The organism is Bradyrhizobium sp. CCBAU 25360, from assembly GCF_028128695.1.
In the GTDB taxonomy this organism is placed as follows: domain Bacteria; phylum Pseudomonadota; class Alphaproteobacteria; order Rhizobiales; family Xanthobacteraceae; genus Bradyrhizobium; species Bradyrhizobium ottawaense.
This window is the reverse complement of sequence record NZ_LBJA01000039.1, coordinates 15,021-39,967: the sequence shown is the minus strand read 5'-3', so window position 1 is coordinate 39,967 and position 24,947 is coordinate 15,021. Positions and strand designations below refer to the sequence as shown.

At 64.9% G+C, this 24,947-nt stretch carries 25 protein-coding genes; 14 read left to right on the top strand and 11 right to left on the bottom strand.

The genetic code is table 11. The features are described 5' to 3' along the window. Window positions 1-53 precede the first annotated feature (53 nt). Window positions 54-782: a glutathione S-transferase family protein gene (locus XH81_RS17930; RefSeq protein WP_028142153.1), complete on the bottom strand. Its 729-nt coding sequence runs from the start codon at window positions 780-782 to the stop codon at window positions 54-56. Window positions 783-819: 37 nt separating this feature from the next. Then, the gene (locus XH81_RS17925) at window positions 820-1,080 is read right to left on the bottom strand and encodes a hypothetical protein (RefSeq protein WP_018321420.1); all 261 of its coding nucleotides are present in this window, start codon (window positions 1,078-1,080) and stop codon (window positions 820-822) included. 112 nt (window positions 1,081-1,192) lie between these two features. Between XH81_RS17925 and XH81_RS17920 the strand changes: the two genes are divergently transcribed. Next, the gene (locus XH81_RS17920) at window positions 1,193-1,891 is read left to right on the top strand and encodes a helix-turn-helix transcriptional regulator (protein WP_026202551.1); all 699 of its coding nucleotides are present in this window, start codon (window positions 1,193-1,195) and stop codon (window positions 1,889-1,891) included. 18 nt (window positions 1,892-1,909) lie between these two features. Continuing rightward, window positions 1,910-2,233 (top strand): YkgJ family cysteine cluster protein, encoded by a 324-nt coding sequence (locus XH81_RS17915; protein WP_028142154.1) that lies wholly within the window; start codon window positions 1,910-1,912, stop codon window positions 2,231-2,233. On the opposite strand, the gene XH81_RS17910 is transcribed toward XH81_RS17915, so the two are convergent. Then, entirely contained in the window at window positions 2,230-2,628 is a 399-nt protein-coding gene (locus tag XH81_RS17910; RefSeq protein WP_028142155.1) for a hypothetical protein, read from the bottom strand. The two genes, XH81_RS17915 and XH81_RS17910, sit on opposite strands and share 4 nt — an antisense overlap. 270 nt (window positions 2,629-2,898) lie before the next feature. Next, the gene (locus XH81_RS17905) at window positions 2,899-3,246 is read right to left on the bottom strand and encodes a DUF3307 domain-containing protein (protein WP_049801962.1); all 348 of its coding nucleotides are present in this window, start codon (window positions 3,244-3,246) and stop codon (window positions 2,899-2,901) included. A gap of 403 nt (window positions 3,247-3,649) precedes the next feature. On the opposite strand from XH81_RS17905, the gene XH81_RS17900 reads away from it, so the two are divergent. The 4 genes from XH81_RS17900 to XH81_RS17885 all read left to right on the top strand — a co-directional run bounded on the left by XH81_RS17900 (window position 3,650) and on the right by XH81_RS17885 (window position 7,599). Beyond that, a complete protein-coding gene (locus tag XH81_RS17900) occupies window positions 3,650-5,095 on the top strand; it encodes a TAXI family TRAP transporter solute-binding subunit (protein ID WP_271596315.1) in 1,446 nt (481 codons plus the stop codon). A 223-nt stretch (window positions 5,096-5,318) separates the two neighbouring features. Then, a complete protein-coding gene (locus XH81_RS17895; RefSeq protein ID WP_028142158.1) occupies window positions 5,319-5,537 on the top strand; it encodes a hypothetical protein in 219 nt (72 codons plus the stop codon). A 157-nt stretch (window positions 5,538-5,694) separates the two neighbouring features. Beyond that, a complete protein-coding gene (locus XH81_RS17890) occupies window positions 5,695-6,801 on the top strand; it encodes a cyclic nucleotide-gated ion channel (RefSeq protein ID WP_028142159.1) in 1,107 nt (368 codons plus the stop codon). A gap of 12 nt (window positions 6,802-6,813) precedes the next feature. Then, a complete protein-coding gene (locus XH81_RS17885) occupies window positions 6,814-7,599 on the top strand; it encodes an enoyl-CoA hydratase/isomerase family protein (RefSeq protein WP_028142160.1) in 786 nt (261 codons plus the stop codon). A 187-nt stretch (window positions 7,600-7,786) separates the two neighbouring features. On the opposite strand, the gene XH81_RS17880 is transcribed toward XH81_RS17885, so the two are convergent. Further along, entirely contained in the window at window positions 7,787-8,431 is a 645-nt protein-coding gene (locus XH81_RS17880) for a glutathione S-transferase family protein (RefSeq protein WP_097668313.1), read from the bottom strand. A gap of 89 nt (window positions 8,432-8,520) precedes the next feature. On the opposite strand from XH81_RS17880, the gene XH81_RS17875 reads away from it, so the two are divergent. Together XH81_RS17875 and XH81_RS17870 are read left to right on the top strand one after the other, a co-directional pair. After that, the gene (locus XH81_RS17875; protein WP_097668312.1) at window positions 8,521-9,501 is read left to right on the top strand and encodes a helix-turn-helix transcriptional regulator; all 981 of its coding nucleotides are present in this window, start codon (window positions 8,521-8,523) and stop codon (window positions 9,499-9,501) included. Window positions 9,502-9,639: 138 nt separating this feature from the next. Continuing rightward, window positions 9,640-9,888 (top strand): hypothetical protein, encoded by a 249-nt coding sequence (locus XH81_RS17870; protein ID WP_028142163.1) that lies wholly within the window; start codon window positions 9,640-9,642, stop codon window positions 9,886-9,888. Window positions 9,889-9,944: 56 nt separating this feature from the next. Here the strand turns inward: XH81_RS17870 and XH81_RS17865 are convergent, their stop codons facing one another. From XH81_RS17865 to XH81_RS17855, 3 genes are all read right to left on the bottom strand, one after another. Beyond that, the gene (locus tag XH81_RS17865) at window positions 9,945-10,892 is read right to left on the bottom strand and encodes a fatty acid desaturase (RefSeq protein WP_152102347.1); all 948 of its coding nucleotides are present in this window, start codon (window positions 10,890-10,892) and stop codon (window positions 9,945-9,947) included. Beyond that, entirely contained in the window at window positions 10,889-11,917 is a 1,029-nt protein-coding gene (locus tag XH81_RS17860) for an alpha/beta fold hydrolase (protein ID WP_271596314.1), read from the bottom strand. Before XH81_RS17860 ends, XH81_RS17865 begins: the two co-directional genes overlap by 4 nt. Before the next feature lie 156 nt (window positions 11,918-12,073). After that, window positions 12,074-12,877 (bottom strand): MBL fold metallo-hydrolase, encoded by an 804-nt coding sequence (locus XH81_RS17855; protein ID WP_271596313.1) that lies wholly within the window; start codon window positions 12,875-12,877, stop codon window positions 12,074-12,076. Window positions 12,878-13,029: 152 nt separating this feature from the next. On the opposite strand from XH81_RS17855, the gene XH81_RS17850 reads away from it, so the two are divergent. Both XH81_RS17850 and XH81_RS17845 read left to right on the top strand, forming a co-directional pair. Continuing rightward, window positions 13,030-14,232: an MFS transporter gene (locus XH81_RS17850; RefSeq protein WP_028142167.1), complete on the top strand. Its 1,203-nt coding sequence runs from the start codon at window positions 13,030-13,032 to the stop codon at window positions 14,230-14,232. Between the two features lie 274 nt (window positions 14,233-14,506). Next, window positions 14,507-15,376, top strand: a complete 870-nt coding sequence (locus tag XH81_RS17845) for an AraC family transcriptional regulator (RefSeq protein WP_244439217.1) — start codon at window positions 14,507-14,509, stop codon at window positions 15,374-15,376. Window positions 15,377-15,413: 37 nt separating this feature from the next. Here the strand turns inward: XH81_RS17845 and XH81_RS17840 are convergent, their stop codons facing one another. Together XH81_RS17840 and XH81_RS17835 are read right to left on the bottom strand one after the other, a co-directional pair. After that, window positions 15,414-17,027 (bottom strand): acyl-CoA synthetase, encoded by a 1,614-nt coding sequence (locus XH81_RS17840; protein ID WP_028142169.1) that lies wholly within the window; start codon window positions 17,025-17,027, stop codon window positions 15,414-15,416. Window positions 17,028-17,092: 65 nt separating this feature from the next. Further along, window positions 17,093-17,860, bottom strand: coding sequence for a FadR/GntR family transcriptional regulator (locus XH81_RS17835; RefSeq protein ID WP_049801960.1), 768 nt, complete (start codon window positions 17,858-17,860; stop codon window positions 17,093-17,095). A 165-nt stretch (window positions 17,861-18,025) separates the two neighbouring features. Between XH81_RS17835 and XH81_RS17830 the strand changes: the two genes are divergently transcribed. The 4 genes from XH81_RS17830 to XH81_RS17815 all read left to right on the top strand — a co-directional run bounded on the left by XH81_RS17830 (window position 18,026) and on the right by XH81_RS17815 (window position 24,421). Continuing rightward, window positions 18,026-19,231, top strand: coding sequence for an ABC transporter substrate-binding protein (locus tag XH81_RS17830; protein WP_028142171.1), 1,206 nt, complete (start codon window positions 18,026-18,028; stop codon window positions 19,229-19,231). Window positions 19,232-19,470: 239 nt separating this feature from the next. Next, complete coding sequence (locus XH81_RS17825; protein ID WP_028142172.1) at window positions 19,471-20,538, top strand: HlyD family secretion protein; 1,068 nt, start codon at window positions 19,471-19,473, stop codon at window positions 20,536-20,538. Next, window positions 20,535-23,306, top strand: a complete 2,772-nt coding sequence (gene rbbA / locus XH81_RS17820) for a ribosome-associated ATPase/putative transporter RbbA (protein ID WP_028142173.1) — start codon at window positions 20,535-20,537, stop codon at window positions 23,304-23,306. The genes XH81_RS17825 and rbbA overlap by 4 nt, the downstream gene beginning before the upstream one ends. A gap of 2 nt (window positions 23,307-23,308) precedes the next feature. Next, window positions 23,309-24,421, top strand: coding sequence for an ABC transporter permease (locus tag XH81_RS17815; RefSeq protein WP_028142174.1), 1,113 nt, complete (start codon window positions 23,309-23,311; stop codon window positions 24,419-24,421). 8 nt (window positions 24,422-24,429) lie between these two features. Here XH81_RS17815 and XH81_RS17810 read toward each other — a convergent pair whose 3' ends face one another. After that, window positions 24,430-24,918, bottom strand: coding sequence for a DUF2059 domain-containing protein (locus tag XH81_RS17810; RefSeq protein ID WP_028142175.1), 489 nt, complete (start codon window positions 24,916-24,918; stop codon window positions 24,430-24,432). Between the last annotated feature and the right edge of the window lie 29 nt (window positions 24,919-24,947).

The window sequence follows — 24,947 nt, the reverse complement described above, 5'->3', positions numbered from 1 at the left end:
GCCCCTTCTCCCGCTTGCGGGAGAGGGGCACCGAGCCCGCGGATACGGCGGCCTCAAGCCGCCTGCCGCAGCGGGGTCCAGGCGAATTCGGGGTAGTAGTTGTCCATCATGCGATCGACATAGGCGGTGAGGTTCGGAAAGCCCTCGGCACGCTCACGCAGGGCCGATTCGAAGAACGGCGAGAGGATGCCGGCGAGCATACCGAAGGCGGTGGCGTCGACGCCGCAGGGCTTGTTGCCCATCAGATAGGATTTGTCGCCGAGCTGCACCGAGAGCGCGAACAGCGAGCGCACAGCGAGCTCGACATCGTCATCGGGCCCATGGCGGCCGAGGCCCGAGAGCAGATAGTTCTCGGCGACGCGGAATTGCGCATCCTCGCGCAGTTTCTCGCGGTTGTGCTCCGGTGCGCCGTCGAAGAAATGCGCAGGCCCCTTGGCGAAATTGACCGGATCGACCCAGCGCGCCCCGACCAGCCCCCAGTAGATGTGGTGCTCGATCATCCGTTCGAACGCCCAGGCCTGCGCGCGGTCGGTCAGCGACAGCCCGGCATCGAAATCAAAGCCGTATCGGCGCTCGATATGGGCGCGGATGAAGGTGGAATCGGCCACCGCCTCGCCGCCATCGTCGATGAAGGGCAGCTGCCCCTTGGGCGAGGCGGGCGGCATTGCCCGCTCCTTCCGGTAAGGCAGTCCCGCCATCTTGAGCTGCACCTCCGTCTTGGTGACGAAGGGGCTGATTTCCGGCAGGCCGAAGCCGGTGCCAAATCCGTAGAGCGTGATCATGAAAGCTTCTCCTGAACCACCGAAAAGTTGACGGAACCTAGTGCCGGGCTGCTGCCACCATGGTGGCAGCAGCCGTGATATCTTCTGCGAAACGGGCCCCCCGCCAGGCACGGCCCATCACATGGCGGACCAGCGCGTCCGCAGCCTGGATCAGCGGGCGTGCCACCACGCTCGCAAGGGCAAACCGGAGGTCGACGGCCATGAGATCGAGCGAAACGAGGCGGCCGAACGCCGATGCGGACCACGCCTGTGCCCGCAACATCGGAATAGCCGGGCCGAAATGGGTCGGAATGATCATGGACAAATCCTCTTCAGTCGATGTGTTGTCCCGGTATAGAACCCCCCTGCTGCCAACATCCTGTCAGCAGCCGCGCGCCACTTTCTGAAAAGATCACCGACAAGGGACCAGCATGAGACGCGCCGACCGGCTGTTTCAAATCATCCAGGTGCTGAGGCGCACGCGTAAGCCCCTGACGGCGGACGCCATCGCGGCCGAGCTCGAGACCTCGAAGCGCACGATCTATCGCGACATCGCGACGCTGATCGGCCAGCGCGTGCCGATTCGCGGTGAAGCCGGCATGGGCTACATCCTGGAAAAGGGATTTGATCTCCCGCCTTTGATGCTGACGCCCGACGAGATCGAGGCGGCGGTGCTGGGCGCCCAATGGGTCGCCGGCCATGCCGATTCGGCACTCGCGCGCGCGGCCGAAGATCTGATGGCCAAGATCGCCGACACCGTGCCCGAGCGCCTGCGTCCTTTCGTGCTGGAGCCGGCGAGCCGGGCTCGGCCGAGCTGGAACAGGGAGCCGGACCGCCTGGACATGGTACGTACGCGCACCCAGATCCACGAAGGCAAGAAGATCATGCTGCGCTATCGCGACGAGCAGGGCCGCGCCAGCGAGCGCATGATCTGGCCGATCTCGGTCGGCTATCTCGAAGCCGTGCGCCTGCTGGCAGCCTGGTGCGAGCTACGCGGCGACTTCCGCAGCTTCCGCACCGACCGCGTGGTCGACGCCAACTATCTCGACGAGAGATATCCGGAGCGGCGCGACGTGCTGCGCGCGAGATGGCGGCAGAGCCTGGTCTGGGGCCCGCCCAAAGACACCTGACAAGGACATGTGAGGACGATGGAAGAGAACTCCCCCGTCGATCTGTCGAGCTTTTGCCAGAGTTGCGGCGCCTGCTGCGGCTATTCGGCGAACTGGCCGCGCTTCTCGATCGAGAGCGACGAAGAGCTTGCCGCGATTCCGGAAGCGCTGGTCAACGACCGCCAATCCGGCATGCGTTGCGAGGGCGATCGCTGTTCGGCCTTGCAAGGGGATATCGGAAACGCGACCGCATGCGGCATCTATGCGATGCGGCCGGAGGTGTGCCGCACCTGCATGCCCGGCGACGCCGAATGCGCGATGGCGCGGCGGAAGTTCGGGCTTCCGGCTATCGAAGCAAGTTAGGCCGGAACGGCTTCGCCGATTTCGTCGTCGATTTCGTCGTCCAGCGGTGCGAGCACCGAGAGCGGCTTGGTCGACAGCGTGATCGGCTTGCGCCCGCCCGATAGCGACGGCGAGGATTTCGCCGTGCCTTCGCGCGACAGCGCATAGAGCGTCGAGCCGACGCGGCCGCCGTTTTCGATCAGGTCGCGCTCGTTGCAGCTCCCTGCGATCGCGACCGCCAGCGAGTGCAGATGGCTGCGGCGATAGCAGAACAGCGCCAGCCTGGCGCGCGCGTCAGGAGAAACACTCTCAACCAGCCTCGGCAGGCCACCCTCGCTGGCGCGATACATCTCGCCAAGGAGCTCGTCGCGAACCGGGCAGAAATCGCTCTCAAAAGTGTCGCGGCTTGAAAACATTGCAGTTCTCCCTCGTGTGCGGAAGATGCAGCGCAATTCTCTAATGAAAGGTTAACCACGCTGCCCGGTAGTCACCCGGGGTGCTTGCGCGTGGGCCGCGAATCGGAGGCGGCGGGGAGCTCTCCGCGGCCATCCTTCGAGACGCCCGCCTTCGGCGGGGCTCCTCAGGATGAGGTCTGGAACTGCTGACAGACTATCCCCTCTGGTGAGGAGGCGCGTAGCGCCGTCTCGAACCATACAGGCCCGACCGTCGCCCCGAGGCCACTACCCTCAGTTCGCCGCCATGAAGATGGAGAGGCCGAAGCCGGTGAGATGGTGCAGGGCCTGGTCGACGCCGATCAGGGTCCAGAACCAGGGATGCGCAAGGTCGACGCCGAAATTCGCCGAGACCAGTCCCTTGGCGCGGTCGATCGTGATGTGGATCACGAAGTCGATAAAGGCCACGAACCAGAATTTCGGCGCGACGATCAGGATCAAGGGCAGCGCAACCGCAAGGTGAATCAGGCAATGCACCAGAAGCGGCAGGGCCCAGCCGTGCTTCTGGTCCTTGCCGTGCGCCATCCAGGCCGTCTGGAGAACGAAATCGGCGATGATGTGCTTGAAGGTGAGCAGCAACATCCAGCCAATGAGCGCTTCGACCGGAATCGCCGATGACATGGGTGGAAACGACAAAGCCGACGCCCTCATTGACGTGACAAGAAAATTGGAGCGTTCAGCGCAACTTCTTCTTGGACCGGTCAAACCGCCGGGACCTTCGATTTATGACATCTCCCGCGGCGGAATGCAGCCGGGGGGAACCGGAAAATCGCCAAGTGTGGCTAACCGGTGATAGGATGACCTTTCGCCGCGTCCGCGTCGAGTAAGGTTACCCTCGGCTCGAAATTTGCATTCCGGTCCCGGCGCGCTATCATTGCCGGTACAGAATATCATTCTTTTTTCAGACGTTTAGGAATTGCAGGGCGCCCGCCGCGATCACGTCCGCGAGCCGTCCGTCACCGGAGAATAAGGCCAGAGTGCTGCCATGAGTACTGAAGGCCCCACCGCATCCCCGATCGAGCCGCCGCCGCGGCGCCCCAAGGTGATCAAGACCAATCAGCAACAGGTCTTCCTCTACGTCGTGCTGACCCTGCTGCTGTCGCTCGCCACCGTCTGGGGCGGCCGTGCCATGCTGCACAATTCGGAGACGCTGACCTTTGCCGTCGGCGCTCCCAACAGCGACGAGGCGCTGTTCGCGGCAAAGCTCGCCGCCCTGCTGAAGAGCAACGCCTCGCGCTTCCGGATCAAGGTCGTCAACAACGCCGACAACGCCAAGGCGCTCGCGCAGTTCGACCGCAAGCAGGCCGATCTTGCCGTGCTGCGTACCGACGCCAAGGTGCCGCTGCGGGCGCGCGCGCTCGCGATCCTCGAGCACGACCTCGTGCTTCTGCTCGGTCCCGGCAACAAGAAGATCAAGTCGATCGCCGAGCTGAAGAAAAAGAAGGTCGCGGTTCTCGCCGAGAACGAATCCTCCCTCGCCTTCGTCCGCGGCATCCTCGACATCCCCGACGGTCCGGACGCCGCCAGGATCCAGATGGCGCCGCAGGGCACGACGCTCGACAAGCTGTTTGCGCCGTCAAACGGCTTTGGCGCGGTGATCGCCATCGTTCATGCCTCCAGGGCGGTGCGCGACAAGGCCTATGAGCAGGTCGCCAAGCGCGGCGGCTTCACGCTCAACGCGATCGACGAGGCCAAGGCGCTGGCGCGCAAGCTCCCGGGCATTTCCAGCGAGACGCTGACGGCAGGCACGCTGTCGACCTCGCCGCAAATTCCCGACGACGACCTCGACACGGTCGGGCTCGAATGGCTGCTGGTCACGCAATCCAGGATGTCCCCATCCACGGCGGGCGAGCTGGCACGCACCATCTACGAGAACAAATCCGCGCTCGGGCTCGACAACGGCTTTGCCAGCAGAATTGAGCCGGCCTCGACCGAGAAGGACGCCTTCGTGATGGCGCACCAGGGGGCGGCCGACTACATCAACGACGACACCAAATCGTTCATGGATAAGTACAGCGACCTGATGTATCTGGGCGCCGCCGCGCTCAGCGTCATCGGCTCGATCTTCGCGGCGATCTACGCCAAGATCACCCGCATCGCGCCGGAGAAGGCCAGCGAGCTCTCCACCGCCATCCTCGACATCGGCGAGCGGATCGAGCACGCCCACTCTCTGGACCAGCTCGAATGTCTCCAGGACGAGCTGGAGGGCATCTTGCGCGGCGCCGTCATCGGTCTCAGGGACGGCACGATCAGTACCGACGGGCTCGACACCTTCAAGCTCGGTTACGAGTTCGTCCGCGACGAGATCGGCATGCGCCGCGACTATCTGAAACGCCATGCCGGCGAAACCGAGAAGACGGTGCAGGGCGGCGGCCCTGCCCAGCACGACGACAGCAATGTCGTGGTGGTGAAGACCGCCCAGAGCGCCTGACGGCCGCGCCGGTTGGCGCCGCCGCTGCAATGCCGAAGGCGTTGCGGCGCCGAGCCGGGACCCAGGAACCGCAGCTTGCGCTGCTGGATGAGCCCCGGCTCTGCAGCGCATCACTCCGTGCTGCGCTGCGCCCGGGGCACGAGAGAGAGATCGTGACGACCGCCCGTCTGGAACCCAGCCCATCTGCAACCGTTGGTTTCCGGTTGCAACCGGAGACCGCAGCATGCGTGCACTCCTCATCATGGTCCTTCTGGGAATGCTGGCGGCGGCCGGCTACTTCGCCTATTCCGCAATGGCGGTCGAAGGTGAGCCGATCCCGACGGAAGGCTATGTGGCGCTGGCACTGGGCGCGGGGTTTTCCGTCATTGTCGGCGTCGGGCTGATGGTGCTGCTGTTCTTCAGCAGCCGCCGTGGCTACGACGAGCCGCCGCATTTCAGGTAAGGCACCACGCCAGCGACGGCGGCACGGACCGGCAGGCGCAGCAGCGCCGTTCACCCAGCCTGCCCGTCGTTGACGGCCCCCGCCCGGGCGGGCACTTTGACACCGGCGTCCCCGCCGGGACCCGAAGACTTGTCTCAAGATCGAGCCGCCTTTCCGCATGTCCAAGCCGCTGATTTCCGCTCTGGCCCAGTTCGCGGCCGCCACGGCCGGCCGCAACATGACCAAGGCGGCCTATGTGGCTGTGACGGTCGGCGTGCTCAGCATGGTGTTGCTGTCGGACAAGCGCGCCCAGGAGGCGCACGGCTGGTTCAACGCCCTGCTCTGGACCTGCCTCGCCTATTTCGTGTTCGAATGGCTGGTGCGGCTGCGCCACATGACGCAGCAGGGGCGGCTCTCGCTGTACATGTCCTCCTCCGCCGGACTGGTCGATGCGATCGGGGCGCTGGCGGTGCCGGTCGCGCTTCTCTTCGGCGCCGAGCCGAAGACGGCCTGGCTGCTCAGCGTGCTCTGGGTGCTGAAGGTGGTGCCTGGCATCCCCGGCCTGCGGCAGCTTCGCCGCGTGCTGGTGCTGGAATCGGGCCCGCTGGTCAGCGTGCTCGTGATCTTCCTGATGGTGGTCTTCCTCGCCTCCGTCGCCGAATATTTCCTGGAGCGGGACGTGCAGCCGCAGACTTTTGGCAGCGTGCCCGCCGCGCTGTGGTGGGCCGTCGTCACACTCACGACCACCGGCTACGGCGACGTCGTGCCGGTCACGCCGCTCGGCCGCATCGTGGCGGCCGCGGTGATGATCTCCGGCCTCGGCGTGTTCGGCCTCTGGACCGGTATTTTGGCGACCGGATTTGCCGCCGAGACGCGGCGCGACAATTTCCTCAAGACCTGGGAATCCGTCAGCAAGGTGCCATTCTTCGCAGCGCTCGGGCCCGCTGCGATTGCCGACGTCACCCACATGCTGCGGACCATGGAGCTGCCGGCGCGCACCATGATCATTCGCAAGGGCGCGCAGGGCGATTGCATGTATTTCATCGCCGCGGGCGAGGTCGAGGTCGAACTGCCCGGCAAGAAGGTCCAGCTCGGCGAAGGCGCCTTCTTCGGCGAGATGGCGCTGCTCGGCAACAACAAGCGCGGCGCCAACGTCTCGACCACGAAAGTGTCGCGGCTTCTGGTGCTCGACCTCGTCGACTTCCGCGTGCTGATGGCACGGCATCCCGATCTCGCCGAGACCATCGACGCCGAGGCGAAACGCCGCGCGCTCGAAAACAGATAAAAGGAGACAAGAATGTCGGACATCACCGACGCAGCCACCGGCCCCGTGCTCGAACGTGACGGCGCCCGCGCCACCATCCGCCTCAACCGGCCCAAGCATCTCAATCGGCTGCAGGCCGAGGACCTCGACGACCTCGTCAGACTGTTCGATCTGATCGAGGCCGACCCAGCCATCCGCGTGCTGGTGCTGACCGGCACCGGACGCGCCTTCTCGGCCGGGTATGACCTCAATTCGGTCGCCGAGCGCGCCGTCAGCGCCAACGAGCAGCAGAGCGCGGGCTCTGCGTTCGAGGTAGTCGTCAACCGGCTGGAGGATCTGGGCGTGCCGACGATCTGCCGGCTCAACGGCGGCGTCTATGGCGGCTCGACCGACCTCGCGCTCGCCTGCGATTTCCGCATCGGCGTCGACACCGCCGAGATGTTCATGCCGGCGGCGCGGCTCGGGCTGCATTACTACAGGAGCGGCATCAAACGCTACGTCACCCGGCTCGGCGTCGACAATGCGAAGAAGCTGTTCCTGACGGCGCAGAAGATCAGCGCGCCGGAGATGCTGCGCATCGGCTATCTCACCGCGATGGTACCGGTGGAATTCCTCGACGAGGAGGTCGACAAGCTCGCCAACATCCTCGCCGGCAATGCCCCGCAGGCGATGCGCGGCATGAAGCGCGCGATCAACGAATTCGCCCGCGGCGAGCTCGATGACCGCGCCGCCGACCAGCGCCACCGCGACAGCATGCGCGGCGACGAGATCAAGGAAGGCATCAAGGCGTTCGCGGAGAAGAGAGCGCCGAGGTTTTGAAATTTCTCTCGCTGTCGTCCCGGACAAGCGCGCCCTAAGCGCGCCGATCCGGGACCCATAACCACAGGGAGTGGTTACCGCGCCGGGCTGCTAACTCCGAGTCTTCGCAAAACACCTTCCTGTGGTTATGGGTCCCGGGTCTGCGCTGACGCTTGCCCGGGACGACAGCGGAGAATGAGGCGCCTGCTCAGCCCCCAACCGCCTTCGCATGCAGCGCCGCCATCTCGTCGTCCGCCGCATTGATGCGCTGGAATGCAGGCCGCGCGGTCATGCGTTCGGCATAGCGGACGAACACGTCCTTCTTCGGTACGATGCCGAACATCATGGTCCAGCTGAACGCCACGCCCCACAGCACGTCGGCAGCCGTCATCCGCTCGCCGAGCAAATAGGGCCCTTTCGACAGCTGCGCTTCCAGCGCGCCGAGCATGGTGTCGTAGTCGGCATAGGGCGACTGCGTGATCGGCGCCGGCTCGCGCTGCATGAACTTGTCGATCAGCGCCGGCTCGAAGGATGAGCCGTAATAGGCGATCCAGCGCAGATAAGGACCGCGCAGCGGATCGTTCAGCGCGGGCGTCAGATCTGCCTGCGGGAAGAGATCGGCGAGATGGATGGTGATCGCGACCTGCTCGGTCACCAGGGCATCGCCGTGGCGGATCGCCGGGACCTTGCCGAGCGGATTGATGGCGAGATAGGCGGGCTGACGCTGCTCGCCGGCCTTCATGTTGAGGACGTGCAGATCGTAGGGCGCGCCCAGCTCCTCCAGCAGCACCCGCGTGCCGGTGGCGCGGCTTTGCGGCGAGTAATACAGCGTGATGCGGTTCGGATCGGTCATGGCAGGTCTCCATCGGGCCAGCGGGCGGTGGGGGCAGCTTGTAGCGGGCCATACCTGACATCCTGTGTCAGGTATGGTTTAAGCAATCCATGCGCGCGAGCCGAATGTTGTCGATCCTCACCACCCTCCAGGCCAGGGGGCAAGTCACCGCGCCCGAACTCGCGGAGGCCTGCGAGGTCTCGGTCCGCACGATCTATCGCGACATCGACGCGCTCGCCGCGTCCGGCGTTCCGGTTTACGCCGACCGTGGCGCGGAGGGCGGCTATCGGCTGCTCGACGGCTATCGCGTGCGGCTGAACGGCCTGTCGCAGAGCGAGGCCGAGACGCTGTTCCTGGCGGGCTTGCCGGGCCCGGCGGCGGCGCTCGGGCTGGATGCGGCAATGATCGCCGCGCAGAACAAGCTGATGGCGGCGCTGCCCGTCCATCTGCGCCAGGACGCCAGCCGGATGCAGGAACGCTTTCATCTGGACGCGCCGGGCTGGTTCGGCGAGGCCGAAGAGCCGAAGCATCTGCGCACGATTGCCGGCGCGGTGCTGCGCGGGACACTGATCAAGATCCGCTACCAGAGCTGGCGCGCGGAGAAACAGCGTCGCCTCGCGCCGCTCGGCCTCGTGCTGAAGGGCGGGAGCTGGTATTTCGCCGGCCAGGTCGACGCCAGCGTGCGCACCTATCGCGTCGCGCGCGTGCTCGACTGCACGGCGCTCGACGAAGGCTTCGATCGTCCCGCCGATTTCGATCTCGCCGCCTATTGGCAGGCCGCGACGCTGCGTCTCGAGGCCGAGATGCATCCCAATGTCGCGATCGTCCGGTTGTCGCCGTTCGGCGTCAAGCTGCTCGACGCGCTGAGCCAGCCGTACATCAAGGCGCGCACGCAGCTCGAGGAGACCGCTGATGTGGACGGCTGGCGCATTGCGCGCGTGCCTGCTGGCAAGACGTCCTGGCACGCCGCGGCCGAATTGTTGCGGCTCGGCCCCGAGGCCGAGGTGCTGGAGCCCGCCGACCTCCGCGACAAGATGGCGGAACTGACGCAGGCGATGGCCGCGCGCTATCGCGCGGCGCGGAAAACATGAGGCCGGCATCTTTCGCCGCAGCCCACGAAACATTCCTGAAACACGATTCTCCTCCTCCCGGGTGAACGCATTCGCGTCTCGGCCCGACCGAGATGCAGGGACACAACAACGGCCTTAGCGCCACACTGGAGAATGAAGATGTTTCGTAAGCTTGCTCTCGGCCTGATCGCCGCCGGTTCGCTCGGCGTTGCCGCTCTCGCGCCCACCGCCGCCTCGGCTGGCGGTTTCCACCATCACCATTGGGGTCATGGCTGGGGTCCGGGCTGGGGCTTCGGCGGCGTCTACGTCAACACCGGCGTCAGCAACTGCTACCAGGAGCGCCTCGTTCGGACCCGCCATGGCATGCGCGTCCGCGTCGTGAATGTCTGCGCGTACGGAATCTACTGATATCTCGCCTTCCAAACAAAGCTCCGGTCGCGCTGCGGCCGGAGTTTTGCGTTTGGTTAACGGCTCCTCAGATTCCGGCGAAACCAGGCCCAGGTTTCGCGCGTCGTATGGATGTAGCCGCGGCCGCGATAAACGATCTCACCGTCGACGATCTCGTTCAGCTTCGGCAGCGCGTGAAACGGTATCGAGGGATAGGCGTGGTGCTCGACATGGTAGGGCATGTTCCACGCGAACCATTTGACCACCGCAGCGGTGTAGGTGGTGCGGGTGTTCTGAAAAGCACTGCGAGTGCGCTCGCAGCCGGTATGCTCGGCATAGAGATAGGGCCGCAGGAACAACTGCCCAATAACAAGCGGGACGAGCCAGACCCAGAGCAGCAGCGCTGACGAGAACCACAGCGAGAGCGCGAGCAGCAGGACATAGACCGCGACATAGATACGCGCCTCTCTCACGATGACGGCGCGCTTGTTTTCGGGGATCCAGGGCACGGTGACCTTTCCGGTGACCGCATGGCCGAGCATCAGCCGGAGACGGCCGGCGACCTGGAGCAGGCCGCTATAGGCGATCGCGAGCTGCGTGTCGGATGTCGGTTTCACCCCGACGATCAGCTCGGGATCCTTGTCCGGATCCTGGGTGTAGCGATGATGATCCCAGTGAAACAGGCAGTAATATTCGTAAGGCAATCCGATGAGGAAGGCCGAGAGATAACCGACGACGAGGTTGAGGCTGCGGCTTTTGAACGCGGTCTTGTGCGCGGTCTCGTGCACCGCCATGAACAGGAAGGCGACGACATAGCCCTGCACCGCCATCAGCGGCAGCGCCCAGAGCACGCCCCAGGTCGACGAAACCTTCCAGATCAGCGTGCCCACCAGCACGATCACGCCATAATGGCCGAGGCTCTGCGCTGCGCCTCTGACATCGGAGCGGGCCGACAATTCGCGCAGCATGGCGGGCGTTAGCGGCTTCAGGCGATGGCCGGACTCTGAAACGGCTGTGTCGGTCATGATCGGTTGCCTGCCTGCTTGCCAAGTAGGTCCGCGATTTCGGCCTTGATGAAGGCCTGGTCGCGCGGATTGCCAACGGGATTGCCGGCGCGATGGCCATGCAGTGACGGGATCGGACGCAGCACCGCGGATTTCGCGTTGACCAGTCGGCCGAGCTCGTCCTCGTTGTCGCGGACATCGAAATAACGGTCGGTCGCGCCCGGCATCAGCAGCATGTGCGCCTTGATCGCCGCCAGCGCCCGATCGAAATCGCCAGCGAAGCTCGCACAGCGGCTGATGTCGCCGTTCTGCCAGATGCCGATCTGTACCAACAGATCATTGGCGTCGCGCCGGGCAAACGTCGCGTCCCAGACGCGGACGAGGTAATCTTCCAGCGAGGTGAAGCCGGCCTCGCGCCAGAGCTCGTCGCGATAGAAGCCGTGCGACATCGCCCAGCCGGCATAGACGCGCCCCATGGCGCGGTAGCCGGCGACGGGTTTCTCGGCGAAGCGGCCGTGGCCGAAGGCAGGATCGGCGGTCAGCGCGGCCTTCACGCTTTCCAGGAAGACATGGTTATAGGGTGCGCAGCGGGCGCTGCCGCAGACCACGGCTGCACGCTCGACCATGTCGGGGTGCAGCGCCGCCCAGTGATACGCCTGCATGCCGCCCATCGACCAGCCATAGACGAGGGCCAGCTTTGAAATGCCGAAACGCTCGGTGAGGAGCCGATGCTGGACCGTAATCGCATCGTGATAGGTCACCTCGGGAAACGGCGCCGCGGTATTCGACGGCGAGGACGACAGGCCGTTGCCAAACAGGTTCGGGATGACGATGAAGTAGCGCGTGGGATCGAGCACGCCGTCCGGGCCGATCAGCCACTCGGTGTCAAAATGCTGCGCGCTGAACGAGGTCGGATAGAGGATGACGTTGTCCTTTGCAGCGCTCAGCGTGCCGTAGGTCTTGTAGGCAAGCTTCAGCGAAGGGAAAACGCTCCCGGACTGGAGGACAACGTCGCCAGCCTCGAATATCTCGTAATGCGCCGTCATGAACCGAACTCCGCTTACGCAGCCGCAGAGCGCCGCAGCTTCCACGATGCATCGATCATGCCGGGCTCGCAGCTGCGTCATTGCAGCAGATTTTGTAACTGTACTTATAGTACAGTTATTCGAGACCGGCAAGATAAATCAGATCCGCTCGCCGACTCAGGCGATGGCGGCGATGTAGCGCTCCACCGACGCCGCGAAGGCGGCCTTGGCGCCGCTGGCGATGTTGCGGCCCCACCAGGCGCCATAGATGCGATCGAAGGCGAGCGGCTCGACGGCGGCCGCAATCCGCCGCACCGCAGCTGCATTGAGCGGCATGTAGTTGGGATAGGAATACATGAAGCTGACGAAGCGGCGGTCCATCGTCACCTGGGCGATGTCGCCGGTGAGCAGCGCGCCGCTGCCCTCGGCACCGCGTTGCCAATGCAGCATGGTGGCGCCGGCGAAATGACCGCCGGTGCGTAGCAGCAGCACATCGTCTGAGATGCGGTGGCTCTCGCCGGCCCAGTGCACGATCGAGGGATGCGGCCGCGTGACGAAAGCGCGATCGTCGGCATGCAGATAGACCGGCACGCCGCCAAAGGTATCGCTCCAGTCTGCGACCGCGCCGTAGTAATGCGGATGCGAGATCGCGATCGCCTTCAGCCCGCCGAGCGCCGCCACGTACTGGATGGCTTCATCGGTCGCGAGCGGAATGCAATCCCACATCACGCAGCCGTCGCCCTGAGGCACCAGCAGCGCGCGCTGTCCGATCGCGAAGCTCGGCTCCAGACCGATCCCGGTGAGGCCGAGATCGTCGCGTCCCACCAGTCGATGGCCCCGCGCGAGCTCCTCGCGCGTGAGAAAGGTCTGCCCCTTCCAGTTCACGAACTGCCGTTCATCCTCGCAGATCACGCAGGAGGCGGGCGGATTTCCGACGTTCGGGAATTGCGCGCCGCAGATTTCGCAGGTCCAGAGAGGCATGACCAGAACTCCGTGGGAAGATCGCAGGATGACATTGCGACCGCGCTTTCGGCAAGATCGGAACCAACGCGCCCAGCGCTCGTTACGTTCAGGTCCACGCCGGAAGGATGGTCAAGAGGATCGCGACACACGAAGAGCATGTTTAGGTATCGATGACATCGCGGCCTCCCTCCTCGTCCCGTATCTGGCCTCTGTTCGCGCTCAACTTCTTCATGGCCGACATGCAGTCGGGCATTGGGCCGTTCGTCGGGGTCTTCCTCCAGGAGCGCGGCTGGGCGACCGGGTTGATCGGCACCGCGATGACGATCGGCAATGTCGCGGGCATGCTGGTCACGACCCCGATCGGCGGCTTCATCGATTCCAGCCGCAACAAACGGCTATGGGTCGTCATTCCCGGCATCTGCGTCGTTCTCGCCTCCGCCATCATCCTGATCTCGCAAAACTTCTGGGCGGTGACGTTCTCGCAAGTGGCGCAATCGCTGGCGAGCGCCGCCATCGTGCCGGCGGTAACAGGCATCACGCTCGGCATCGCCAAGCAGAAGGGGTTCAACGCGCTCAACGGCCGTAATCAGGCCTTCAACCACGCCGGCAACATGGTCGGCGCGGCATTGTCCGGCTATCTCGGCTACAGGTTCGGCTATGTCGCCGTGTTCGTGCTGGCGGCCGTGTTCGGCGCCATCGCGATCGCCTGCGTGATGATGATCCCCGCCAAAGCGATCGACGACCGTGCCGCACGCGGCAGCAAGGAAGACGACTCCAAGGCTCCGCCGGATGCGATGACGATGCTGCTCAAGCACAAGGCTCTGCTCGTGCTGGCACTCGCGCTCGCGGTCTTCCACCTCGGCAATGCCGCCATTGTACCGCTCTACGGGCTTGCGGCCGTGGCCGAGGGACAGGCCAACGGCCCGAGCTTCGTCGCGACCACCGTGGTGATCGCGCAAGGCGTCATGATCGTGACCTCGCTGATCGCGATGAAGGCCGCGAGCAAGCGCAACTATTGGCCGGTGATCCTGGTGTCCTTCATGTTCCTGCCCGTCCGCGGCGTGATGGCCTTCTTCGTGACGGGATGGTGGGGCGTCATACCGATGCAGGTGCTCGACGGTATCGGCACCGGCCTGCAGACGGTCGCCGTTCCCGGTATGGTGGCGCGCGCGCTGAACGGCAGCGGCCGCATCAATCTCGGCCAGGGCGCCGTGATTACGTTGCAGGGCATCGGCGCCAGCCTCAGTCCCGCGCTCGGCGGCTGGATCGCGCAATGGATCGGCTACGGGCCGACCTTCCTGCTGCTCGGCGGCTTCGGCCTCGCCTCAATGGTGCTGTGGCTGGCATTCGGGGCGGCAGTGAAGAAATACTGAGGCTCGCCGCCACCCGAACGCCACGACGCAAAGTGCTTTTGCAGTCCACGCACATGGGGACTGCGGCACCTGGTCGCGGTCTCTGGGCGCCGTTGCGAGTGGCTTATCACGCAATCCGCCGCTTTTGCCGTTGCGGCGCACCGTCCTGGCGATACAACCTGCCGTAAACCGTCAACATCTGCGCTTCCGACCGATGATCCAGCCACAACTCTCATTCGATGGCGACCCGAATGGCCCGGCCTATGAAAGATGGCGCGAGCAGTTTTGCCGTCAGGTGGCCAACGTCGATTTCGTGCCGGTCGGAGAAGGGCGCGTTCACCGAACCATTGCGCCGGCGATTCTTCCCCGCATCAGGCTCTCGGCCTCGTTCGGCTCGCCGATGTCTTTCGTGTCGTTGGGGACCAACGACGAATTGGTGATTACGATGTCGCCCAATTCGGCGCTCAGCGGGGCCATGGGAAAACGCCCGCTGGAGATCGCCGCGGGCGACGTTACGATCGGCGATCCCTCGATCAAGGGCGCGCACATCACTCAGACAGGGTTTGGCAATTTCCAGACTGCGCTGTTGCCGCGCAAGGCGCTGCTGCGCGCGTGCCCGAATGCAGAGGATTTGATTGCAAGCTCAATCCCCGGCGCCAATCCGATCACATCGATGTTCCTGCGCTATTATGATCTCGCGCATGAGTATGCCGACAAGCTCGGCCCCGCGGAGCTGGACGCGGTCTCGCAGCACCTGTTCGACCTTTCGGTGCTGATGATCGGAGCGCGCGGCGATGTCGCCGAGCAGGCTCGAATGCGAGGCCTGGCGGCAGCGCGTCTCGAAACCCTCAAGTCCGACATCCTGGCGCAGCTTGACAGCCCCGCGCTGTCGCTCACCGTCCTTTCAGCCGCGCACCGGATCAGCCCGCGCACGATCCAGCTATTGTTCGAACAGGCCGGCATCACCTATAGCGGCTTCGTGCTGGAGCAGCGCCTGCTGCGTGCCGAACGCCTGCTGCGAAATCCCGCCATGCGCATGCGCAAGATCATCGAAATCGCGCATCTCGCGGGCTTTCACGACGTATCCTACTTCCATCGCGCATTCCGCCGCCGCTTCGGACAGACGCCCGACGACGTCAGGAAGCTGGCCGGCGACGCCGGCTAGCGAACTCGATCACGACGCAGCCAAAGGCCGCCCGGCCTTACGCGCCAAAATTCTTCTGGATCGCCTTGTCGAGCGTCTCGCCGCCGACGAAGCGCTGGCGCAGTTCGCGCTTGAGCAGCTTGCCGCTCGGATTCTTCGGCAAGGCATCCACGAAGATGACGCGCTTGGGCACCTTGAAATGCGCCATCTGGCCGGCGCAGTGCTTGATGACGGCGTCCTCGTCCAGCTTTTCGCCGCTCTTGACCACGACGATGGCGGTGACCGCCTCGATCCAGCGCGGATCGGGCAGGCCGACGACGGCGACCTCGGAAACCGCCGGGATACGATATACCATCTCCTCGACCTCGCGGCTGGCAACGTTCTCCCCGCCGGTCTTGATCATGTCCTTGACGCGATCGACCACGGTGATGTGGCCCTCTTCGTCGACGGTGGCGAGATCGCCGGAGTGAAACCAGCCGCCGGTGAATGCTGCCGCGGTCTTCACGGGATCGTTGTAATATCCGGACAATAGATGCGGCGAGCGGTGCACGATCTCGCCGACCTCGCCGACCTCAACGTTTTCCATTGACGTGTTGACGACGCGCGTCTCGACATTGAGCACCGGCTTGCCTGCCGAGCCTGCCTTTCGGAGCTGGTCCTCCGGACGCAGCACGGTCGCGAGCGGCGCGATCTCGGTCTGGCCGTAGAAGTTCCAGAATTTTACGGCGGGCAAGCGGCGCTGCAGCTCGAGCAAAACTTCCACCGGCATGATCGAGGCGCCGTAATAGCCCTTCTGCAGGGACGACAGGTCGGACTTGTCGAAATTCGGCGAGCGCAGCATCGCGATCCAGATCGTCGGCGGCGCGAAGAACGAAGTGATCTTGTGGGCCTGGATCAGCGCCAGGATGTTGTCGGCGGTCGGCTTGCCCGTGATCACCCCGGAGGCGCCGAGATACACTTGCGGCCCCAGAAAGACGTCGAGCTGAGCGCAGTGATAGAGCGGCAGCGCGTGCAGGAACTTGTCATCCACGCTCATGCCGCCATCGATGATGCAGCTGACATACTGCCACATCACCGCTTCATGGGTCAGCATCGCACCCTTGGGCAGCGATTCGGTGCCCGAGGTGTAGACGATCTGCGCGAGATCGCGGCTGTCGACCGAGGCTTCCAGGAATGAGCCGTCGGAATGAAGTAGATCGTCGAAGGTGGTGAGGCCCGCCGGCGCCGACGCGGGATCCTCGCCCGGCAGCCAGATCATCTTCTCGACGGCGCAATCCCTGGCGCTGGCCGCGCGCGCGGGCTCGACGAAGTCCGGCCCCGCCGCGAGCAACTTTGCGCCGGAGCTTTTCAGGATGAAATTGATCTCGTCCGGATTGAGCATGAAGTTGATCGGCACCAGCACCGCGCCGATCCGCGCCACCGCGAAGCGCAGCGCGGCGAAGGCGTGCGAATTGCGCGACAGCACCGCGAGGCGATCGCCCTTCTTCACGCCGAGCCCGAGCAGACCGCGGCCGAGCCGGTTGCAGATCGCATCCATCTCGGCAAAGGTCCAGCTCACATCACCGCAGCTCACCGCAAGCTTGTTCGGCTCACGGCCCGCCGAGCGGCGCAGGAGATCGCCGATGGAATGTTCGCGCGCTTTCGAGATGGTGGCTGCGGTGTCGCCGGTCATGTGTCCCTCCGTGTGATGTCTGATTTGTTGAATTTCTTAACTGAAATCTTGCGTCTTGTTTTTCGCTACCGGCGCCGGGCCGCCTGCGCGTGCTCCATGTACATGTGCTCGACCGAGCGATCGAGCGAAGCAATCTTCTCGAAGCCGCGGCGCCAGTCCTGCAAATGCCGGCGAGTCCAAAGCACGCCGGCCTCGCGGTCGCGGTCGCGGATCGCGTCAATGAGATGGCGGTGCGCCGCGACGAGACGCGGGCCGCCTTCGGCGACACCGGTCACGATCATCTCGGTGGTCGGGTAGAACAATTGCGCCGCGGGCTCGCGCGCGAGCTGGAGCACGCGGTTTTGCGAGGCTTTTGCGACCAGCACGTGGAATTCGGCATCGCATTCGGCCAGCCGCGCGGGATCGCCGACCACGGCCTCGCTGCGCGCGAGATTGCCGGCGAGCTCGGCGAGATTCTCCTCGCTCGCACGCTCCACCGCGCCCTCGATGCTGGCCACCTCCAGCGTCATCGAGGCCTCATAGAGCTCGCGGAACGTTACCTCGTGCAGGACCAGCGCGCGGCTGAGACGGCTTGCGAGTTTGCTGTAGCGCGGCAGGCAGGCGTGCAGGCGGCGGGAGGAATCGCGCCGGATCAGCCCGCCCTCCTCCAGCACACGGATGCCCTCGCGGATGGTCGAGCGATTGACGCCGAACTGGCGGACCAGATCGTGCTCGGTGCCGATGGGATCGCCGGGCTTGATGCGGCCATTGACGATCTCGCGCTCGATGGCGTCGGCCACCTTCTGATAGGCCGGCGCGACATCAATCGGTCGGAACAGCGGCGCGACAGGCAAATCGGCCTCCAATGGTGATTGTCGGACAAAGTATAAGCGTCGCTGCGGGATGCGTCAAACTGCGCCGTTCCTGCGACAGAGGCAACAAATTGACTCTGCCGGAACCGAGTTCTAACTTTGTCGGACAAAGGGACAGAATAGTCCCGCTCAAGAGGAAACGTATCCATGAGATCTATCGCAGCACTCGTGTCTGCGGCCGGCTTGCTGTCGGCTGCCCTGATCACCCCCGCCTCGGCCCAGCAGGCGCCGCTCAAGATCGGCGTGCTCTCCGACTTCTCCTCCGTCTATTCCGACATTGGCGGCATGGGGAATGTCGAGGCGACCAAAATGGCGATCGAGGATTTCGGCGGGCAGATGTTCGGCAAGCCGATCGACATGGTCTCGGCCGACGTGCTCAACAAGCCCGACGTCGCCTCGACCATCGCCCGCAAATGGTGGGAGACCGAGGGCGTCGACATGATCATCGACCTGCCGACGTCGGCGACCGCGCTTGCGGTGATGGAACTGTCGAAGCAGTACGAGAAGATCATGATCGTGACGGATGCGGCCAGCTCCGACATCACGGGAAAATCCTGCTCGCCCTACACCGCGCACTGGACCTACGACACCTACGCCAACGCGCACACCGTCGGCAGCGCCATCGTCAAGAACGGCGGCGACACCTGGTTCTTCCTCACCGCCGACTACGTGTTCGGCCATTCGGTCGAGCGCGATACCGGCGATGTCGTGAAGGCTGCGGGCGGCAAGGTGCTCGGCAGCGTCAAGCATCCGCTCAATACCGCCGACTTCTCCTCGTTCCTGCTTCAGGCCCAGGCCTCCAAGGCCAAGATCATCGGCCTCGCCAACGGCGGCGGCGACACCATCAACGCGATCAAGCAGGCTGGCGAGTTCGGCATCGTCGCCGGCGGCCAAAACCTGGCCGCGATCGTGATGTTCATCTCCGACGTGCACAGCCTCGGCTTGAAGCTCGCGCAAGGCCTGATCATCACCGAGGCCTATTACTGGGATCTCAACGACAAGACCCGCGCCTTCGGCAAGCGCTTCCTCGAGCGAGTCAAGCGCATGCCGACGATGAACCAGGCCGCCACCTACAGCGCGACGCTGCATTACCTCAAGGCCGTGCAGGCCGCCGGCACCAGGGACACCAAGACGGTGATGGCGAAGATGCGCGAGCTGCCGGTGCGCGACGCCTTCACCGACAACGGCGTGCTGCGCGAGGACGGCCGCATGGTGCACAGCATGTACCTGTTCCAGGTGAAGAAGCCCGAGGAATCCAAAGGGCCGTGGGATTACTACAAGCTGCTCGCCGAGGTGCCCGCCGACCAGGCGTTCCGGCCGCTGAAGGATGGCGGCTGCCCGCTGGTGAAATAGGGCGGCCCGGATCGAGCCGATAGCAATCCGTTCAGCAATCCTCGCTCGTCCGCTTGCAATCACGGCGGACGAGCGGCGACGCAGAGCCCAAATTTGAGGCAGATACGCCTCGCGCCTCCGTCTGATCTGCATCAAGTTGCGATGCAAAATTCGCTGCAATGTTGAGCCTGCCTTTCCGCACCATCAGCGGCCGGGTTCGTGTCTCAACAGTGGGCGCCGCCTCACGGCGTTTTGATCAAATGAACTTCACTCCGGGTCGCGTCATCGCCGCGATCGCCGTCCTCTTTGCTGGCGGCGGCTATTACTATTGGCAGCACCGCGATACCAACACGCTGCCTGCAGGCTTCGCCCGCGGCAACGGCCGCATCGAGGCAGTCGAGATCGACATCGCGACCAAGACGCCCGGCCGGATTCGCGAGATCCTGGTCAACGAGGGCGACTTCGTGCGCGCGGGCCAGATTCTGGCGCGCATGGACACCGAGCAATTGCAGGCCCAGCGCCGCCAGGCCGAAGCACAGCTGCAGCGCGCGTCCATCAACGTCGAGACCGCCAAGAGCCTGGTGAACCAGCGCGAAGCCGAACGCAAGGCCGCCGAGGCCGTGGTCGACCAGCGCATCGCGCAGCTCGACAGCACCAGCCGCAAGCTCGATCGTTCCGAACAATTGATCAGAACCAGTGCGGTATCGCAGCAGGTGCTGGACGACGACCGCTCTGCCAACGCCACGGCCAAGGCGGCGCTTGCCGCGTCCCACGCTCAGGTCGCGGCATCCGAGGCCGCGATCAGCTCCTCCCGCGCCATGGTGATCGACGCGGGCGCTTCGGTCGACGCCGCGAAGGCCGCGATCGAAAGCATCAATGCCGACCTCAATGACAGCGTGCTGAAGGCGCCGCGCGACGGCCGCGTGCAGTATCGCGTGTCGCAGCCCGGCGAGGTGCTCGCCGCCGGCGGCCGCGTCCTCAACATGGTCGATCTCGGCGACGTCTACATGACGTTCTTCCTGCCGACGGCCGAGGCTGGCCGCGTCGCGATGGGCGCCGAGGTTCGCCTCGTGCTCGACGCCATCCCGCAATATGTGATCCCCGCCAAGGCCACCTTCGTCGCCGACGTCGCGCAATTCACGCCCAAGACCGTCGAGACCGAGGAGGAGCGTCAGAAGCTGATGTTCCGCATCAAGGCACATATCGCGCCCGAGCTGCTGCGCCAGCACATCGAGCATGTGAAGACCGGCCTGCCCGGCATGGCCTATGTGCAGCTCGATCCGGCCGCACAATGGCCCGACAATCTCAAGATCAAGCTGACGAGATGAGCGCGACTGCCACAGCCGATGCATCGGCTGCCGCCGGCAGCGTGGTGCATCTGGAAGGCGTGGGCCTGAGCTATGGCAAGGCCCGGGCGCTCGATGCCATCACGCTCGACCTGCCGTCCGGCTGCATGGTCGGACTGATCGGCCCCGACGGCGTCGGCAAATCGAGCCTGCTGTCGCTGATCGCCGGAGCCCGCGCGATCCAGGACGGACGCATCCACGTGCTCGGCGGCGATATGGCAAGCTCGCGCCATCGCCGCAACGTGTGCCCCGACATCGCCTATATGCCGCAGGGGCTCGGCAAGAATCTGTATCCGACACTGTCGGTGTTCGAGAACATCGACTTCTTCGGCCGCCTGTTCGGACACGACAAGGCCGAGCGGCACAGGCGGATCGCCGGCCTGCTGCGCGACACCGGGCTCACGCCCTTCGCCGACCGGCCGGCGGCAAAACTCTCCGGCGGCATGAAGCAGAAGGTCGGCCTGTGCTGCGCCCTGATCCACGATCCCGAACTCTTGATCCTGGACGAGCCGACCACCGGCGTTGATCCGCTGTCGCGCCGCCAGTTCTGGGAATTGATCACCTCGATCCGCGATAGCCGGCCCGGCATGAGCGTGATCGTCTCGACCGCCTACATGGAAGAGGCCGCGCAGTTCGACTTCCTGATCGCGATGAATGCCGGCCGCGTGCTGGCGACCGGAACGCCTGCCGAGCTCAAGCGGCAGACCGGCGCGGATACGCTCGACGAGGCCTTCATTCGTCTCTTGCCCGACGCGGATCGCAGCAACTACACCAATGTCGTCATCCCGCCGCGCGCCGAGGACCATGACGAGATCGCGATCGAGGCCGACCACCTGACCCGACGGTTCAACGGCTTCGTGGCCGTCGACGACGTCAGCTTCCGCATCAGGAAGGGTGAGATCTTCGGCTTCCTCGGCTCGAACGGGTGCGGCAAGACCACGACCATGAAGATGCTCACGGGCCTCCTGCCGGTGAGCGAAGGCACCGCGCGGCTGTTCGGCAAGACCATCGATGCCGGCGACATGTCGGTGCGGCGGCGCATCGGCTACATGTCGCAGGGCTTCTCGCTCTATTCGGAGCTCACGGTCGCGCAAAATCTCGATCTGCATGCGCGGCTGTTCGAGCTGCCGGCGGAGACCATCGCCCCGCGCATCAGCGAGATGATCAGCCGGTTCGACCTCGCCGACGTTACCGAGGCCCTGCCCGATGCGTTGCCGCTCGGGCTGCGGCAGCGATTGTCGCTGGCGGTCGCCATGATCCATGCGCCCGACATCCTCATCCTCGACGAGCCGACCTCCGGCGTGGATCCGGTCGCCCGCGACCGCTTCTGGCAGATCCTCGCCGAGCTCTCCCGCAAGGACAACGTCACCATCTTCGTCTCGACCCATTTCATGAACGAGGCCGAGCGCTGCGACCGGGTCTCGCTGATGCATGCGGGCAAGGTGCTGACGTCGGACACACCCGCGGCGATCGTGGCCGCACGCGGCACCGCGACGCTGGAGCAGGCCTTCATCGCCTGCCTGGAAGAGGCGATCGCGGATAAGGCGGAGCCGGCCGGCCAGCCTGCGATCGCATCGCCCCTACCGGCCGCGACAGCGCAGCCGCCACGCAAGCGCGGCGCGACGTTCAATCCGACCCGCATGCTCGCCTATTCCCGGCGCGAGGCACTCGAACTGCGGCGCGATCCGATCCGCGCCACGCTCGCAATCCTCGGCAGCGTGCTGCTGCTGTTCGTGCTCGGCTATGGCATCAGCATGGACGTCGAGAACCTGACTTTCGCCGTGCTCGACCGCGACGACAGCGCGATCAGCCGCGATTACAGCCTCCAGATCGCGGGCTCGCGCTACTTTACCGAAAAATCCCCCATCACCGACTATGCCGATCTCGACCGTCGCATGCGCGCCGGCGAGATCGGGCTTGCCATCGAGCTGCCGCCGGGCTTCGGTCGTGACGTCAGCCGCGGCCGCCATGTCGAGATCGGCGCCTGGGTCGACGGCGCCAATCCGACGCGGGCCGAAACGCTGCGCTCCTACGCCCAGGCGATCCACGCCACCTGGCTCGCGCAAAAGGGCCGCGAGCTCTACGGCGAGGCGGCGATCGCCGGCGCCTACCAGCTCCAGCTGCGCTACCGCTACAATCCCGATGTCATCAGCGTCGTCGCCATGGCGCCGGGCATCATTCCGCTGCTGCTGATCATGATTCCGGCCGTGCTCGCCGCGCTCGCGGTCGTGCGCGAGAAGGAGCTCGGCTCGATCGTCAATTTCTACGTGACGCCGGTGACGCGGCTGGAATTCCTGCTCGGCACGCAGCTGCCCTATGTCGTGCTGGCGTTCGGAAACTTTCTCCTTCTCGTCGGCTTTGCCCTCGTCGTCTTCCGCGTCCCCTTCACCGGGAGCTTTCCGACCTACGCGCTCGCCGCGCTGCTCTACGTCACGGCGACGACCGGCATGGGGCTGGTGATCTCGGCCTTCATGAACAGCCAGATCGCGGCCCTGTTCGGCACCGTTCTGGTCACGCTGATACCGGCCATTCAGTACTCCGGGCTGATCGATCCGGTTTCCTCGCTGCAGAGACTTGGTGCCCTGGTCGGGCGGCTCTATCCCACCACCTATTTCGTCACGATCTCGCGCGGCACCTTCTCCAAGGGCCTGGCGTTCGACACCCTCCACAACGACCTGCTGGCGCTCGCGATCATGGTCCCCGTCCTGGTGATTGCCGGCGCGACGCTGCTGAAGAAACAGGCCCGCTGACCATGCGCTTCGACAATTTGTTTCAGCTCGGCATCAAGGAATTGCGCGGCCTGGTGCGTGACCCCATGCTGCTCGTGCTCATCGTCTATTCCTTCACGCTGGCGGTCTATGCCGGCGCGAAGGCGCTGCCGGAAACGCTGAACCGCGCCGCGATCGCGGTCGTCGACGAAGACCATTCGCCGATCTCGACCCGCATCGAGATGGCATTCACGGCGCCCTACTTCTCCGTACCGCGCATGATCTCGCAATACGACATGGACCGGCGGATGGACGCCGGCCTCGATACCTTCGCGCTCGACATCCCGCCTGACTTCCAGCGCGACCTGCTGGCGCGCAAATCGCCCACGATCCAGCTCAACGTCGATGCGACCCGCATCTCACAGGCGTTCAACGGCGGCGGCTATATCGAGCAGATCGTCAGCGGGGAAGTCGCGGAGTTCCTGGCGCACACGCGCAATGCCCAGACCGCGCCGATCGAGCTGACGCTGCGGGCGCGATTCAATCCGGAGCTGAAGAAATCCTGGTTCGGCGCCATCGACCACGTGATCACCTCGATTACGATGCTCTCGATCATCCTGACCGGCGCGGCGCTGATCCGCGAGCGTGAGCACGGCACCATCGAGCATCTGCTGGTGATGCCGGTCACGCCATTGGAGATCATGGTGAGCAAGGTCTGGTCGATGGGAGCCGTGGTGCTGGTCGCCTCCGCGCTGTCGATCGCCTTCGTCGTCAAGGGCTGGCTGGAGGTGACGATCGACGGCTCGCTGGCGCTGTTCCTCGTCGGCGCCGCGCTGCAACTGTTTGCCACCACCAGCATGGGCATCTTTCTCGCCACCGTCGCCGGCTCGATGCCGCAGTTCGGGCTGCTGCTGATCATGATCCTGCTGCCGCTGCAGACCCTGTCGGGCAGCATGACACCGCGCGAGAGCATGCCGCAATTCGTCCAGGACATCATGCTCGCGGCGCCCAACACGCATTTCGTGATGCTCGCCCAGGCGATCCTGTTCCGCGGCGCGGGCCTGGAGGCCGTGTGGCCGCAGCTGGTCGCGCTCGCCGTGATCGGCGGCGTCTTCTTCGTGATCGCACTGCGGCGCTTCCGCGCGTTCCTGGCTTAGCCCGCGGCTCAGAGCTTGTGCCCCTTCTGGCGCAGCGCCTCGATCAGGCGCTGCTTCAATTCGTCGGCGGCCTTCTGGCTGACATCCTGGCCGATCTGCGCACTCGCCTGCGCCAGCGCATCCGACTTCTCCAAGAACTTCTTCCCGGCCGGCTGGGCATAGAACGCCTCGATCTGGCGCAGCTCGTCCACGCTGAAGCTTTGGGCATAGAACGCCGCGATCTGCTCGACCATGGACGCAACGAACGGAGCATAGATCTCGGAGCCGGGTGCCGTCACCGCATCGTAGTCGCGCTCGATCTCCGGCCTGTCCTGCGCGACCACGGGCCGGAGCTTGAGCAGGAGTTGCGGCAGCAATGCGCGGTACTGATCGGCGATCTTCAAGGTGACGACGAGCTTGCGCGCCGCGCTCATCGTCTCCGGCGACGGCGCCTGCGCGGATGCACCGCAGGCGAGAAACAGGAGAGCGCCGGCGATCGTCATCAAACGTTTGGACATTGGGCTCTCCAGGACATGCGGACGATGCT